Raw genomic sequence first — 15,551 nt, 5'->3', positions numbered from 1 at the left:
TTATTACTTTAAAGGCAACGGATAGTAATACAGGCACGGATTACAATTTAGAAACAGCTGTTACTCCCCGTAATTTAAATTTTTCTCCTTAAAAGCATGACTACCCAACTAAAACATGGCGCACGAGGTCAGGTGCTACTCTTTAGTTTACTGCTTTTGAGCAGCGCTGTTTTAATGTCTTTCAGTTTAAGCACAATTTTTATTAGAGATATTAGATTGTCTAATGATGCTGTAGAGTCCCTCAAGGCTTTCTATTTAGCAGATAGAGCTAGTGAAGAAAATTTATATAATTATATAAAAGACGGCGGTGTCTGCAAGGAACCATGGCCATCTTATAGTGGCGAGTATAAAACGATCGAATGTAACAATGAGAGAATTGTTACCGAGGGTTATTCCGGGTCGACATCTCGCTCCATTGAAGTAGATTTTGAGTAAATATATCATGGACAGCGCAGGCAAGGTTAAAGAAAGAATAGCGAAACTAAGAGAGGCTATAGAAAAATACCGCTATAGTTATCATGTCTTAGATAAAGATATGGTAGCTCCGGAAGTTTTAGATTCTTTAAAGAAAGAGCTCTTTGATTTGGAGGCGCTTTATCCCGAGCTGATTACGCCAGATTCTCCAACTCAGAGGGTGGCCGGAAAACCTTTAGCCGAATTTAAAAAAGTGAAACATTCTCTGCCAATGCTTTCTTTAAATGATGCTTTTAGCCGAGAAGATATGGAGGCTTGGTACGCTAGTATTATCAAACTTTTGCCAGGCGTAAATGATTTAGATTTTTATTGCGAACAAAAGTTTGATGGATTGGCCATGTCTTTTATATATAGGAAAGGATTATTTACGGAGGGCTCTACTAGAGGTGATGGTTATACAGGGGAGGACGTTACTCAAAATTTAAAAACTATTGAAGCTATTCCTTTGCGCTTGCATGATAAAGAAACTGCTATTATTGAGCTAAAAAGGCTAGGGTTAACAAAAGCTGTCCAAAAGCTTGAAAAAGATTGGCCTGAAACGATTGAAATACGGGGGGAGGTATTCTTAACTAAAAAGGAATTTCTGCGTCTGAACAAAGAGAGAGAAAAGGAAAACTTGCCCTTATATGCGAACCCAAGAAATTTAGTGGCTGGTTCTATTAGACAATTAGACCCTAAAATAACAGCCGAGAGAAAATTGGATGCTTATGGCTATATTTTGGTAACCGACCTAGGTCAAACTACTCACGAAGAAGAGCACCTTATAATGAAGGCACTGGGATTTAAAACTAACCCCCATAATGCCTTAGAGCATAACCTAGAGGGCGTTTATAAATTTTATGAGCAATTGGGGAAAGAAAGGGATAACCTCGAATATGAGATAGACGGAACGGTTATTAATGTTAATGAAATAAAATTTCAAAAAATCTTGGGCGTAGTAGGCAAAGCCCCTCGGTGGGCTATTGCCTATAAGTTTGCCCCTAGGCAGGCCTCTACTATAGTGGAAGACATTTCGGTACAAGTGGGGAGAACAGGGGTGATTACGCCCGTAGCCCATTTAAAGCCAGTTTTGGTTGGTGGAACAGTTATCACACGTTCTACCTTGCATAATAAAGAGGAAATTAAAAGGCTGGGGCTTAAAATAGGCGATACAGTAATAGTGACTAGAGCCGGAGATGTTATTCCTAAAATTACAGAGGTATTGCCGGATCTAAGAACAGGAGAAGAAAAAGATTTTGTTATGCCCAAAGAATGCCCCGAGTGCCATACCAAAGTAGTTTTGAGCACTGATAATATTTTAACGATTTGTCCTAATAAGCATTGCCCTGCTCGCGATAGAAATCGCCTTTATCATTTTACTTCTAAAGCAGCTTTTGATATTAAAGGCCTGGGAAGAAAAATTTTAGATAAATTGGTTGATGCCGGGCTGATTGAGGATGTTGACGATATTTTTACCTTGAGCACCGATGACCTTAAAAGCTTACCAGGTTTTGGCGACTTATCGGCTTTTAATTTAATAGATACTATTACTAAAAAAAGGGTTATTAGTTTAGAAAAATTTTTAGTATCATTGAGCATTAGTCATATTGGAGACCAGAATGCTTATTTAGTAGCTGATTATTTAACCAAACAAGCAGAGTGGCGCAAACTGACCATTAAATCTCCCAGAGATATTTGGCTAGTAGGCACCCAAATAGGTGCGCAAGAATGGCAAACTATTAATGCTTTTGGTCCAAAAATTGGTGAGAGTTTGGCCGACTATTTTTCTCACAGTGAAAATCAAGAACTTCTAGAAAAATTGAGCTCTAACGGCATAACCCTTACTTTAAAAACAGTTAGTCGCCATTTGGCTTGGCATAATGTTTCTTTCGTTTTTACTGGTACGCTAAGCCAAATGAACCGTGATCAGGCTGAAAATGAGGTTAAGGTTTTGGGAGGTAAAGTCAGCGGCAGCGTAACTGCGAAAACCAATTATTTGGTATATGGAGAGAATCCAGGCAGTAAATATACCAAAGCTCTGAACTTGGGCGTCCCCATGTTATCAGAACGAGATTTCTTGGAACTTTTAGCTAAGGTCAAAAAGGAAACTTAAATTCGGTTTGCAAAGATATATTAATTATAGTATGCTAACTTTAATTTAAAGTAGCTGTTTTTATGTTAGATAAAAAAGAAATCAATCATTTAGCAGACCTCGCTAGGCTAAGTTTAAGTGAGGTGGAAAACGAGTCACTGCAGAGAGACCTGGAAGGTATTTTGGGGTATGTTAATCAATTGGCAGAAGCCAAAATAGATAATTTACCGGATGCTTCAATCGGTTTAAGCCTAAACGAGGTTCGAGAAGATGGTAACCCCGTAGTTAATAAGGATATAGCGCAAGATATTATTTCTCAATTTCCTCAAAAAGAAGGGCGCAATCTTAAAATTCCTCCGGTTTTTTAAATATGATAAAAGAAATTCATCAAAAACTAGTAAACCACGAAGTTGCTATCAATGATTTAGTGAAAGATTTCAACGGACGGATTCAAAAACGCAATGGGGAATTGAATGCCTATTTATCTCTTAATGAGGAGATTTCTTTGGGCGAGGCAATAAAAAAGGCTGAAAAAATTTTGGAAAATAATCCCCAGGAAACTCTCGCCGGTATTCCTATAGCAGTAAAAGACAATATCCTGGTTAAGGGTTTAAAGACTACCGCTGCTTCAAAAATTTTGGCAGATTATACGGCAGTTGAAGATGCGACCGTCATTAGCAAATTAAAAGAAAGAGGGGTTATTGTTTTAGGAAAAACTAATTTGGATGAATTTGCTATGGGCTCCTCCACAGAGCATTCGGCTTTTGGTCCAACCCATAATCCCTACAATTTGAAGCTAGTGCCGGGCGGTTCATCCGGTGGTTCGGCTGTGGCCGTAGCCGCCGAGCTAGCCGTAGCCGCCCTTGGTTCTGATACCGGCGGTTCCATTAGGCAACCTGCTTCTTTTTGCGGAGTAGTGGGTTTTAAGCCTAGTTATGGAGCAGTTTCGCGTTATGGTTTATTGGCCTTATCATCTTCATTGGACCAAATTGGTCCACTGACGAATAATGTTAACGATTGTAAGACGATTTTTAAAGTTATTGCCGGCAAAGATTCTAAAGACGCTACTACTGTTTCTCTTCCTTTAGAAGCGCCTCTCAAAGATTGGCAAGCGATTAAAATAGGTTTGCCTAAAGAATATTTCGTAGAAGGGACGGACCCTGCTATCAAGCTTTGCTTAGAAAAGCTTATTGATAAACTGAAAATGGCCGGAGCTTCTATAGAGGAAGTGAGCTTGCCTCTCACCAGTTTGGCCCTACCCTGCTATTACATTATTATGCCGGCGGAAGCCAGCTCCAATTTAGGTAGATACGATGGTTTGCGTTATGCCAATAAAAACGGTTTTAAGGAGGGGGAAAATATACTAGATTATTATCTAAGAAATAAGGGGTCTGGCTTTGGTAAAGAATCGCGTCGTAGAATACTTTTAGGCACATATGTTTTATCAGCTGGCTATTACGACACTTATTATAAAAAGGCTCTCCAAGTACAAGAGGCTATTAGGCGTGATTTCGACAGGGTTTTTAAACAAGTGGATTATCTTCTTACTCCTACCACTCCTACACCCGCTTTTGCGCTTGGGGCTAAAACTAATGACCCCCTTTCTATGTATCTAGCCGATATTTTTACCGTGTCGGCAAATTTGGCAGGGGTACCAGCTATTAATTTAAAGGCGGGATTTAATCCAGAGGGATTACCTTTGGGTGTGCAGTTAATAGCAAGCAGATACCAAGATTTTTCTTTACTTAATTTTGGAGAGCAAGTGGAAAAATTATTACAGTTCCAGTAAGCTAACCTAGTCTTATGCCTTTTAATTTTTTTTCTTTTCTTAAAATCCTCAGTTTATGTTTTTCTTTATTATTGATTTGGAGGATTGCAGTTTATTATAAGAAACTGGATTTATGGCACAAAAAAATTAATAGTTGGAAAGAGGTATTTTGGCTTAATCGAACGCCATTAATTATTTTAAGAAGAAGATTTAAGAAGGCCGAAAAATTGATGGAATCAGCCAACCGGATTGCTTGGCAGATTGCTCTTCTTAAGGCGGACGGAATTGTGAAAACAATTATTAGCGAAATGGGGTATAAGGGAAAGGATTTGTCCGAGATGCTGGAAAAATTATCGCCGGAAGTATTGGATGACGAAACAAAATTTAATTTAAAATTGGCCAATCAAGTGTGTCATCAAATAGTGGAAAAACAATACTCTCTAGACCAAGCAGAAGCTAGAAAATATTTTTTGCTATATGAGGAGGGCTTAAACAAGATGGGCATTAAAATATCCTAGCTTTAGCTAGGGTATTTTTTATGAGGCTTTATTTAATTTTCCAGAATTCGTGTTTGCCTATTTTTAAGACATCGTTAGCGTGATAGGGGGGGACTTTATCCCAATCTTTGTAAGCCATCTGATTTATAGAAACAGCCCCTTGTTCTATTAGCCTTCTGGCCGCGCTTTTACTCAATTCTGGCTTAGTTGTCAAAACTATATCCATTAGATTTAGATTTGGCTTTATATGCAAAAAGGGCATTTTCCCTTCTAAATCTTTCTGGCTAAAAACTTTTTCAAAGCGGTTTTGGGCGGCTGTGGCCTTTTGAGTGTCATAGTTTAATTCAGTAATAAGAAAAGCTAAACGGCTTTTCGCTTCTTTGGGATTCATACCACCCAGTAATCCCTTTTTAATATCTGCCAATTGCTCTTCGGAAATGTTAGTGCACAATTCAAAAGCATTTACAATAATGGTATCGGGCCAAGCCATAACCTGACCGTACATATCGTCGGGTGTAGCGTCTAAACTAATGATATTCCCCTCCGTTTTACCCATTTTTTTACCGCTAGGGTCTGCTAAAAGCTTGAGGGCAAGAACAAATTTTTCCTTGTGATTCAATTCTCTCACTAAGCTGCGACCGCACAACATATTGAATGTTTGGTCATTGCCGCCGATTTCCATGTCAACATTCATGGCCACACTATCATAAGCTTGGGCCAGGGGATAAAAGAACTCGTGGAGGTAGATAGGCTTTTGCTCGGCCAAGCGTTTTTGAAACATATCTCTTTCTATCATTTGCTGAACCGTGAAATGAGAAGCGAGAGCAATGAGGTCTTTAAAGCTTATTTTGTCATGCCAAGTATGGTTATATTTGACCAGGGCCGGATTGGGACCGGTGAACTTTAAATAGTGGCTAGCCTGTAATTTAAAAAGACGGCTGTTTTTTAAAACCTCGTTTCTAGTTAGTTGTACTCTAGCAGCGTTTTTGTCCGTGGGGTCGCCAATCATTCCTGTAAAGGAGCCTACTAAGAAAATAATTTGATGTCCCAATTTTTGGAATTGTCCCAATTTTTCCAAAACAATAGCATTACCGATATGAAGTGACTTAGCGCTCGGATCGAACCCGGCATAAATGCGTAATTTTTTGCCGCTCAAGAGAACGGCTTGCAGGGCCTCTTTAGTAGGATAGATATTTTCTACACCGCGAGTCAGCACAAACTCAACATCCTCTGGATTGGTATTAATAGAAGTCATATGATGAGTTTATCAAGTTTATCAAGTTTGTAAAGTAGAAACATTAAAAAACCATCAATGGTGGTTAAAGCATAATATTTTATGAGGAGCGTTTGGCGCAGTGAACGGGATTCGGACCCGTGATCTCCTCCGTGACAGGGAGGCGCTTTAAGCCAGGCTAAGCTACCACTGCATAACTTTTGATTATAGCAAAAGATTCTCTTAACGCAAGCGGGACTTTTCGATTTCGTCTTTATCTTATTTTGTGACAGGGGTGGGGATCGGACCCACGACCTTGGGTTTATGAGTCCCATGCTCTACCAACTGAGCTACCCTGCCGGGTCTTGATAAGTTTATCAAGTTTACTGAGTTTATCAAGTTTTTAAGGAGATATAGCAAACAAAAATATCTGCTAAAACAAGAAAAACCTAAACAAACTTAGGTTAGCTTTATAAAAAGCTGTTGCGGGGACAGGATTTGCACCTGTGCCTTGAGGTTATGGGCCTCACGAGATACTACTTCTCTACCCCGCGATAATTTAACTTTACTATTATATCAGAAAATGGCTGAATAGCAAGATTTAAGGCTTTCTAGCCATTTCTTAAGCATTTCTACCCGTTATTTATAACATATCTATTAATTTTTGTAAACATTTTTACTTGAAAAAATAGGTCTTTTTTGCTATAATATAGCTTGCTTTTAAATACTATAATTCTATGGAATTTGATCTCGAAAGCTATCGCACAGAGGCTCTTAATGCTCTAAAGTCAATTAGTGATAATAAGGCTTTGGAGGCTTGGCATAATCATTATTTGGGGAAACAGAGCCAGTTGGGAATTTTAAATAAAGAACTCAAAGAGAAAAAACCTGAAGAGCGAAAAGCGCTGGGCAAAGAAATTAATAAAGCCAGAAGTGAAATGCTTAAACAATATGAGGACAAAGTCTCATACCTTGCTAGCGCAACAGAAATGTCTGATTTAGAAATAGATTTATCATTACCGGCCAAGGAGGCTAACTATGGATTTTCTCACCCTTTAACTCTGGTAGAGAATGACCTAGTCAAGGCCTTTGAAGAGCTGGGTTTTAGCGTCGTCACCGGTCCAGATATAGAAACGGAATATTATAACTTTGACGCTTTAAATATTCCTGAAGAGCATCCAGCAAGAGAGATGTGGGATACTATCTGGGTCAGCAATAAAAATGATGCCAACACAGACAAAAAAAGTAAAAGTGCCAATTATTTATTGAGAACACATACGTCTCCTTTGCAGATAAGATATATGGAGAATCATAAACCGCCCCTTAAGATGGTGGCTCTCGGGACTACTTATCGTTACGAAGCTTTGGATGCTACCCACGAGGTGCAATTTCATCAGTTGGAGGGTCTTATGATAGATAAGAATGTTAATTTGGGGAATTTAAAATATATTTTGGAGAAAACCTTGGGCTACGTTTTCAAACAAGCAAATATAACCATTCGCCTAAGACCCAGCTATTTTCCTTTCGTTACCCCAGGCGTAGAAATGGATATGAGCTGTTTTAATTGTCACGGAGACGGCTGTAATATTTGTGGCCATACCGGTTGGATAGAAATTTGTGGCGCCGGGATGGTTCACCCAAAGGTACTAGAGAATGTCAACATTGATTCTAAAATGTGGCAGGGTTTTGCTTTTGGTTTAGGATTAGAGAGAATTGCCATGCTCAAGTATGGTATCAACGACATTCGCCTTTTTCATAATCCAGACCTACGTTTATTAAGACAGTTCTAAAATTAATCAAGAGCGGTCAGCTTTATTTAAAACAAGTATATGAAATTTTCTGCTGCTTGGCTAAAAGAAATTACGGGGTTAAAAAAAACTACCAAAGAATTGGCGGAGTTATTAACCAACCATTCTTTGGAAGCTCGGGACCTTACTAACACGGGTGATATCTTGGAAGTAGACCTGCTTTCTAATAGGGTGGGAGACGTCTCTAATCATCTGGGGCTTAGTAGAGAATTAGCTGCTATTACAAACAGGAAACTTAAACTACCTCCTACGGAATTGAAAGTAGACAATAAAATTAAAGTTGACGATTATTTGAAAGTAAAAATTCAAAATAACAAAAAGTGCCGACGTTACAGTTGTCGTCTGATTTTAGGGGTGACAGTAAAACCCTCGCCTATTTGGATGCAGGAAAAATTAGTTACTTGTGGTCTTCGCCCCATTAACAATATTGTAGATGCAACCAATTATACAATGTTGGAGTTGGGGCAGCCTTTGCATGCTTTTGATTATGATAGAATTGATAGCGCCGCAAATGGAGAGCAGGAGGTCAAGATAAAAAATATAGTTATCCGCGATGCTAAAAAAGGGGAAATTATCACCACTCTTGATAATGACACTTATAAACTAGACGAAAGCACTCTGGTGATCGCTGATAGCCACGAACCTTTGGGCATCGCTGGCGTAAAAGGCGGGCAGCGAGCCGCCATTAGCAGTTTTACGAAAAATATTGTGATAGAGAGCGCTAATTTTGATTATCGAGCGACCCACCTAACTAGCGTAAAATTACAGTTAAAGACCGATGCTTCTTGGAGATTTGAGCATAAATTGTCTCCAGAATTGACAGAAGTTGCCCTCAATCGTGTTTGCCATTTGATTCAAAAAGTTGCCGGTGGTGCTATAGCCAAAGAGGCTATTGATACTGGTGTTTGGGAAGAGAACTCTAAAGGGAAAGAAAGGGAAATCATAGTCCCTTTGGCAAGGTTTGCTCAAATTATTGGTCAGACAATAGATTTAAGTGAGGCAAAAAAGAAATTAAACGCTTTAGGTTTCAAGATAAAAAATATTAAAAAGAATAATGTTTCCGCTTGGCTGGTAAATGTGCCTTACTACAGATTGGATGTAACAGAAGCCGAGGACATCATAGGGGAGGCCGCCCGTTTAATTGGCTATGATTCTCTGCAAAGCCAAAAGCCATTGGGTTTTTTAACCATGCCAGAGCCCAATGAACAGTTGAATTTGGAAGCGCGCACAAAAAGTTATTTTATTAGTCAAGGATTTAATGATGTCTATACCTATTCTTTTATTGGCAATAATGATTACAACGAGCTTAACGCTTATTGGCAAAATAGAACTGTAAATTTAGTCAATCCTGTCAGCCAAGATGCCGCCTACTTGCAGCCACTCTCTTTTATTAACCTACTGAAGGGCCTAAGAAATACAGAAAAACAAGTTAATGACTTTTTGACTATTAAAAATATTCGCTTGGTAGCCACAGGGAAAACTTATGAAAAAAACAATAATCAGTTCAGAGAATTTCCTTATTTAGCTGGAGTGCTGGCTATTTTTGAAGAAGACCCAGAAGAGCTTTTACGCACTAGCAAGGGGCTTATTTTGCGTTGGCTTGCTAAAGAAGGCTTGCCAGCCCGCTTTTCTTTGGCTAACGACGAATGTTATACTGGGCTAGTCACTGTCGATGATAAAACCATCCTTAATATAGAAGTAGGGGACCAAGTAGTGGGCTGGTTAGGTTTTTGCAAAAAAGAAGTTCTATCCACTTTCAACCAAATTAAATCAATCCTCTATTTTCATATTGACGAAACAGCTCTTCTAAACATGGTCTTAAAGACAAGTGTTAATAAGCAAATAGTGCCTTTAAATAAATACCCTGCAGCTAAAAGAGACTTATCCATTTTAATTCAAAAAAACATTTCCATCGCCGATATTTTAAAATTAATCAACGATGCCCAAGAGGGAATCTTGGAAGACGTGGAAGTTTTTGATGTTTACGCGGGAAAAAATTTGCCAGAAGATAAAAAGAGTGTGGCTTTTCATTTACTTTTTAGACATAAAGACAGGACTCTTTCTAGCGAAGAAATTAATCAAGCGCTGGATAAAATTGAAAAGGATTTGGTCGCTCGTTGGAACGTAGAAGTTAGATAATTTAATTTTTTACTTGCATTAACCCATTTACTTATGGCTGATAAAAAAGCTCAAGATAACCAAGTGACAGAATCTTATGGTGCCAAAGACATTTATGTTTTAGAAGGGCTAGAACCAGTAAGAAAACGGCCTGGCATGTACATTGGTTCTACCGGAATCGATGGGGTGCACCATTTGGTTTGGGAAGTTGTAGATAATTCCCTGGATGAAGCCATGGCTGGTTTTTGTAAAAATATTATCGTCAGAATCATGGCAGACGATAAAATCAGCGTTTTAGATGATGGACGTGGTATTCCTGTTGATATCCATCCCCAGACCAAGAAATCTGCCTTAGAAACAGTTCTTTGTACCCTTCATGCTGGCGGGAAATTTGGCGGTAGCTCATATAAAATTTCTGGTGGTCTTCACGGTGTAGGCGTTTCCGTAGTTAATGCCCTATCTACTTACATGAGGGTAGAAGTGTGCCGAGAAGGAAAGAAATATATGCAGGAATATAATGCTGGTAAACCACTGGCAAAAGTGAAACCTATTGGCTCGTGCAGCCATAACGGTACCTATGTCCTTTTCCAACCAGATCCAAAGATTTTTCCTGAAATCAAGTTCAATTTTAAAACTATTATTGACCATTTAAGAGAGCAGGCTTATCTTACCCCAGGGATTACTATTAGGGTTTTAGATGAAAGACCCGGCGCTCTTACGCCTACCTACACTTTTCATTTTGCCGACGGTCTCATTGCCTATTTAAAATACTTAACTGCAGAGAGTCAACCTTTGCATAGCAATATCTTTTATGTTCAAAAGGAAATCAATGGTATTAATGTCGAAGTGGCCTTACGCTATCTAGATGAGATCGAGGCTTATGAATTAAGTTTTGCGAATAACATTCACACTCCGGAGGGAGGAATGCATTTAACTGGTTTTCGTTCGGCGTTAACACGTTCCCTGAATGATTATGCTAAAAATAGCGGGATTCTAAAAGAAGGTAATTTAACTGGAGATGATGTGAGAGAGGGCCTCGCCGCTATTGTGAGCGTGAAGTTAAGGGATCCTCAGTTTGAGGGTCAAACTAAGGCTAAATTGGGTAATCCCGAAGTGAGACAGGCGGTAGAAACAGTGGTGAATGATACTCTAAAAGAATTTCTAGAGAAAAATAAAGATGATGCCAAAAAAATGCTCGAGAAGTGCATGTTGGCATCGAGAGCCCGTATGGCAGCTAAAAGCGCCAGAGACAATGTCTTAAGAAAAGGGGCTTTGAGTGGCGCCTCGCTTCCAGGAAAACTAGCCGATTGTACTAGTCGTAAGCCGGAGGATTCGGAATTATTTATTGTTGAGGGAGATTCCGCAGGCGGTAGCGCCAAACAAGGCCGCGATCGTTTCACCCAAGCTATTTTACCGCTACGAGGAAAAATCTTAAATGTAGAGCGAACCAGGGTGGATAAAATGATGATTAACGAAGAGATTAGAGCCTTAATAATTGCCATTGGAACCTCTATTAGCCCTGATTTTGATTTGACTAAATTACGCTATCATAAAATTATCATTATGACTGATGCTGATGTCGATGGTGCTCACATTAGCACCCTGCTATTGACTTTATTTTACCGGTATTTCAGGCCCCTCATCGATGATGGTTATGTTTATATTGCCCAGCCGCCCCTATACCGCATTCAATCAGGCAAGAACATGAGTTATGCCTATTCCGATGAAGAGCGAGATAAAATTATTAGCGAATTAAGTAAAACACTAAAAGCGAATAAAAAGGAAAAAACAAAAGAAATTCAAACTGACGAGAAAGAAAACTCGGAAATAGAAGAGGCAACACCAGTAGAAACGGAAGAGGAATCCGAGCTGAGCCAAGTAAAAGGCATTGCCATTCAACGGTATAAAGGTTTAGGGGAAATGAATCCGCAGCAGCTCTGGGAAACAACCATGAATCCCGCTAATCGAGTTTTAAAGAAAGTGGAATTAGTGGATGAAGAAGAAGCAGATAAATTATTTAATATCTTGATGGGAGACGAAGTACTTCCTCGCAAGAAGTTCATTCAAGCTTACGCTAAAAGCGTTAAGAATTTGGATGTCTAAATTTTTGACATTTTAGGGCACATTTGTTACTATAGGGCAGTGCCCATCCGGGCATTTTAAAATAGCTTTAAAAATTATGGCAAAAGTTTTTACCTCAATTAAAAATTATATTCAAGAGTCAAGACATGAACTAAAGAAAGTCACTTGGCCGGATAAAGCCTCTTTGACTAAGACCTTTTTCCAAGTGCTCTTTGTTATTGTTTTGGCGTCCTTATTATTACTTTTAGTTGATAAGTTATTAAGTTGGGGGGTGAGCTTACTATAAGAAGACCATGGCTAAACAACAGATTAATCTTGGCAGGAATTGGTACGTAATCAGAACTTATTCTGGTTACGAGGATGCCGTTGCCAAAAGTTTGGAGCAAAGAATTACCGCTCTAGATATGCAGGATAAGATTTTTAAGGTGCTTGTTCCTAAGGTTAAAAAAATAAAACTAAAGAATGGCAAGAGGGAGGTGGTAGAAGAAAAGCTTTATCCCGGATATATTCTAGTTGATATGATCGTTACCGACGAGTCTTGGTATGTAGTGCGTAATACGCCCAAAGTAACTGGATTTATAGGCACAGAAACTACGCCTATGCCAGTTTCTACTGAGGAAATGGGTATTATTACTAAAAATTTGGGCGAGGTAGAGCCTCGTTATAAGATTAGCTACCGGCCGGGGGATGTTGTTAAGATTACGGAAGGACCCTTTAAGGATTTTGAAGGCAAAATAACTGAAGTAGACGAAGAGAAAGGCAGGGTCAAAGTAATCGTTACTCTTTTCAATCGGGAAACTCCGTTGGACCTAGATTTCTTAGAAGTCAAAAAAAATTAAAGTATACTTAAAGTTTTTATTTTTTATTATGGCAAAAGCAATTAAAGCTGTTCTTAAACTTCAAATTTTGGCCGGTAAGGCTACGCCTACTCCACCCGTTGGCCCAGCTCTTGGTCAGCACGGTGTTAATATTCAGGATTTTTGTTCTAAATTTAATGCTGCCACAGCCGATAAACCAGGAGAGATAGTGCCAGTGGAAATTACTATTTATCAAGATAGAACCTTTGATTTAGCTTATCATATTTCTCCTGTTTCTGACCTTCTCCGTAGAGCGGCAGGGATAGAGAAGGGTTCTAGTAATCCTCTCAAAGTTAAGGTGGGCAAGGTAACGCGAGCTCAAGTAGAAGAGATTGCTAACAAAAAGATGCCAGATTTGAATGCTAACAGTATTGAGGCGGCTGTAAAGATTGTGGAAGGAGCTGCTCGCAGTATGGGCATAGACATAGTAGAATAAAAAACCACCCTGCGGGGTGGTTTTTAATTTGTCATTTTGAGTGCTGACTAAATAGTTTTTGGAATAGCGGCTGAATGAACTTAATTTAAAGACTTGATAAACTTTTAATGAGTTTCTATAATTGAAGAAACAAAATTATGGCAATTCACGGCAAAGTTAGCGCTCAGGTTCGACCTAAGAGTGGTTCTTATAAAGGCCGTTTGATTTTCTTGGAAGGGATAGATGGCTGTGGAAAAGGCACTCAACTAAAAATGTTAGAAAAATGTCTCAAAGACGATAATATTCCCTGCCTTTTAACTAAAGAGCCTGGGCCAAAGACGTGTTTAGGCGAACCGATTAGGCAAATTCTGCAATATAATAAAGGAAAGATGAGCGCTACGGCTGAATTGCTCCTTTTTTTTGCCGATAGAGCTCAACATTATGAAGAAATTATTACGCCTAGTTTAAAGAAGGGCGTGGTAGTTATCTCTGACCGTAACTGGCCGTCGTCTATTGCTTATCAGGGCGCGGGGAGGGGCCTAAGAGAAAAAGAAATTTATCAATTGGTCAAATGGGCTACTGGGGGGATAAAACCGGACTTAGTTTTTTTGTTAGACCTGCCTTTGAATAAAAAACGCAATCTTCTTACTGAACGTTTAGGAAAAAGAGGCGAAAATCCGACGAGATTTGAGAAGGAAAAATTGCCATTTTTCCTTAAAGTTCGGCAAGCCTATCTTAAAATGGCTAAAAAAGATTCTAAACATTGGATTGTAATAGATGCGGATAGGTCGCCGGAAGAAATCAATGCCGATATCTATGCGCAGCTTTTAAAACTTTTAAAAATATGATTATGGAAATAGAAATTATTAAACCGGGGCATAAAATAGAAACTGTTATTGATGGGGGAGCTATTTTAAAGAGACTAGAAATGTATGGTCGCCTATCTCATAAAAGCGAAGATAAGGCTAATGAGGGGAGCGCGTCAGTATTTATTAAAAAAATTTTAGATTGGGGACACGAAAGTATCTTAGAACATGAGAGTGTGACTGTGAGATTCATCTGTGATAGAGGGGTTACTCACGAATTAGTAAGGCACCGTCTGGCTGCCTACACCCAAGAGTCTACGCGCTATTGTAATTATGGGCATAAAATCCAATTTATTGAGCCTTCTTTTTTCTCTAAGGAGAGTGAATTATATGCCCTGTGGTTGGCCGGCGTTCAAGCAGCAGCAGAAAACTATGAAAAATTGCTGGGAAAAGGGGCTACTCCTGAACAAGCTCGCAGTTTATTGCCCAATTCATTAAAAACGGAAATTGTTATGACTGCCAATTTAAGGGAATGGAGGCATATTTTTAAGATGAGAACAGCCACGGCCGCTCATCCCCAAATAAGAGAAATAATGATTCCACTTCTCTCGGAATTCCAAAAACTTATTCCTGTCATTTTTGATGATTTTATCATTGATGCACAAAATAATACTGCTAGCATAAAATCTAAAGATTGTCATTAATTATATGTCTTTTTTTTATAAATTGTGGATTATCTTGGCTGCTAATATCCTGGCAATTTTACCTATTATTTTTTGGCTTTCCCTCTTTCTAAAACGCGATAAGACTAAGCCGGAGCCTAAAAAATGGTTGTGGGGCTGCTTTGTGGCCGGCATGCTTATTTCTCCCATTATTATTGGCTATGAGACCTTTTTGATAAACAATAGTGTTCGTCTTGTTCAATTACCAGTGCTAACGTTTAGGGCAGTTATGGTTTTAGGCGGAGCCGTCATAGAAGAATTAGTTAAATTTTTTATCATTTATCTTATCCTAAGATATAATCCTTATTTCGACGAACCTATAGATGCTGTTATATATTTGGTAATGGGGGCGGCTGGCTTTGCCTTGGTAGAGAATATTATGGTTTCGGCTAATTTAATTACCGCCGATCAAGGCTTGCTTACCATTTTTAGCACTTTATTTGGTCGTTTTTTGGGCGCCAATCTTTTGCATATTTTTACTGCCAGTCTAATTGGTTTAATCTGGGGATTGCTAGCAAAAAATAATGAGGGTTGGGAACATGATAAAAAGGGCATTGCTTTGGGCTTGCTGGTCGGCATCGTTATTCATGCGATTTTTAATTTTTTTGTTTTTACTTACGGAGGGAATGCCATGATTTATTTGAGCTTATGGTTGCTATTTTCCATTATTCTGGTAATAAATAAATTAAAAAAATTAGATATAAGCGATAGTCTTTTCTT

14 protein-coding genes and 3 tRNA genes are annotated in these 15,551 nt (G+C 38.8%); 13 read left to right on the top strand and 4 right to left on the bottom strand.

Features of this window, described 5'->3' with window-relative positions; translation table 11 throughout:
• Window positions 1-96 precede the first annotated feature (96 nt).
• The 5 genes from PK547_00350 (at window position 97) to PK547_00330 (ending at window position 4,831) form a co-directional block, all read left to right on the top strand.
• On the top strand, window positions 97-435 hold the full coding sequence (locus PK547_00350) for a hypothetical protein (protein ID HPR91180.1): 339 nt from the start codon (window positions 97-99) through the stop codon (window positions 433-435).
• A 7-nt stretch (window positions 436-442) separates the two neighbouring features.
• Window positions 443-2,566 (top strand): NAD-dependent DNA ligase LigA, encoded by a 2,124-nt coding sequence (gene ligA / locus PK547_00345; protein ID HPR91179.1) that lies wholly within the window; start codon window positions 443-445, stop codon window positions 2,564-2,566.
• Window positions 2,567-2,628: 62 nt separating this feature from the next.
• Window positions 2,629-2,913: an Asp-tRNA(Asn)/Glu-tRNA(Gln) amidotransferase subunit GatC gene (gene gatC / locus PK547_00340; protein HPR91178.1), complete on the top strand. Its 285-nt coding sequence runs from the start codon at window positions 2,629-2,631 to the stop codon at window positions 2,911-2,913.
• Between the two features lie 2 nt (window positions 2,914-2,915).
• On the top strand, window positions 2,916-4,334 hold the full coding sequence (gatA, locus tag PK547_00335) for an Asp-tRNA(Asn)/Glu-tRNA(Gln) amidotransferase subunit GatA (GenBank protein HPR91177.1): 1,419 nt from the start codon (window positions 2,916-2,918) through the stop codon (window positions 4,332-4,334).
• A 14-nt stretch (window positions 4,335-4,348) separates the two neighbouring features.
• Window positions 4,349-4,831: a hypothetical protein gene (locus PK547_00330; GenBank protein ID HPR91176.1), complete on the top strand. Its 483-nt coding sequence runs from the start codon at window positions 4,349-4,351 to the stop codon at window positions 4,829-4,831.
• 28 nt (window positions 4,832-4,859) lie between these two features.
• Here PK547_00330 and tyrS read toward each other — a convergent pair whose 3' ends face one another.
• The 4 genes from tyrS to PK547_00310 all read right to left on the bottom strand — a co-directional run bounded on the left by tyrS (window position 4,860) and on the right by PK547_00310 (window position 6,577).
• The gene (gene tyrS / locus PK547_00325; protein ID HPR91175.1) at window positions 4,860-6,065 is read right to left on the bottom strand and encodes a tyrosine--tRNA ligase; all 1,206 of its coding nucleotides are present in this window, start codon (window positions 6,063-6,065) and stop codon (window positions 4,860-4,862) included.
• A gap of 93 nt (window positions 6,066-6,158) precedes the next feature.
• Window positions 6,159-6,237: transfer RNA gene (locus PK547_00320), tRNA-Asp, on the bottom strand.
• 73 nt (window positions 6,238-6,310) lie between these two features.
• Window positions 6,311-6,383: transfer RNA gene (locus tag PK547_00315), tRNA-Met, on the bottom strand.
• Window positions 6,384-6,506: 123 nt separating this feature from the next.
• A tRNA-Met gene (locus tag PK547_00310) sits at window positions 6,507-6,577 on the bottom strand.
• A 183-nt stretch (window positions 6,578-6,760) separates the two neighbouring features.
• On the opposite strand from PK547_00310, the gene pheS reads away from it, so the two are divergent.
• The 8 genes from pheS to PK547_00270 all read left to right on the top strand — a co-directional run.
• On the top strand, window positions 6,761-7,813 hold the full coding sequence (pheS, locus tag PK547_00305; protein ID HPR91174.1) for a phenylalanine--tRNA ligase subunit alpha: 1,053 nt from the start codon (window positions 6,761-6,763) through the stop codon (window positions 7,811-7,813).
• A gap of 39 nt (window positions 7,814-7,852) precedes the next feature.
• Window positions 7,853-9,970, top strand: coding sequence for a phenylalanine--tRNA ligase subunit beta (pheT, locus tag PK547_00300; GenBank protein HPR91173.1), 2,118 nt, complete (start codon window positions 7,853-7,855; stop codon window positions 9,968-9,970).
• Between the two features lie 33 nt (window positions 9,971-10,003).
• Entirely contained in the window at window positions 10,004-12,052 is a 2,049-nt protein-coding gene (gyrB, locus tag PK547_00295; protein ID HPR91172.1) for a DNA topoisomerase (ATP-hydrolyzing) subunit B, read from the top strand.
• Between the two features lie 272 nt (window positions 12,053-12,324).
• Entirely contained in the window at window positions 12,325-12,870 is a 546-nt protein-coding gene (gene nusG, locus PK547_00290) for a transcription termination/antitermination protein NusG (protein HPR91171.1), read from the top strand.
• A gap of 28 nt (window positions 12,871-12,898) precedes the next feature.
• Window positions 12,899-13,324, top strand: coding sequence for a 50S ribosomal protein L11 (gene rplK, locus PK547_00285; GenBank protein ID HPR91170.1), 426 nt, complete (start codon window positions 12,899-12,901; stop codon window positions 13,322-13,324).
• 137 nt (window positions 13,325-13,461) lie between these two features.
• Complete coding sequence (gene tmk / locus PK547_00280; protein ID HPR91169.1) at window positions 13,462-14,151, top strand: dTMP kinase; 690 nt, start codon at window positions 13,462-13,464, stop codon at window positions 14,149-14,151.
• Window positions 14,152-14,159: 8 nt separating this feature from the next.
• Entirely contained in the window at window positions 14,160-14,813 is a 654-nt protein-coding gene (thyX, locus tag PK547_00275; protein HPR91168.1) for an FAD-dependent thymidylate synthase, read from the top strand.
• Window positions 14,814-14,817: 4 nt separating this feature from the next.
• The coding region (locus PK547_00270; GenBank protein ID HPR91167.1) for a PrsW family intramembrane metalloprotease at window positions 14,818-15,551 on the top strand (734 nt) is incomplete at its 3' end.

It is taken from the genome of Candidatus Paceibacterota bacterium (genome assembly GCA_035404205.1).
Taxonomy (GTDB): Bacteria; Patescibacteriota; Minisyncoccia; order UBA6257; family JAVHQB01; genus JAVHQB01.
Note: the sequence above shows the minus strand (reverse complement) of the source record. Positions and strands in the feature narration are given on the sequence as shown.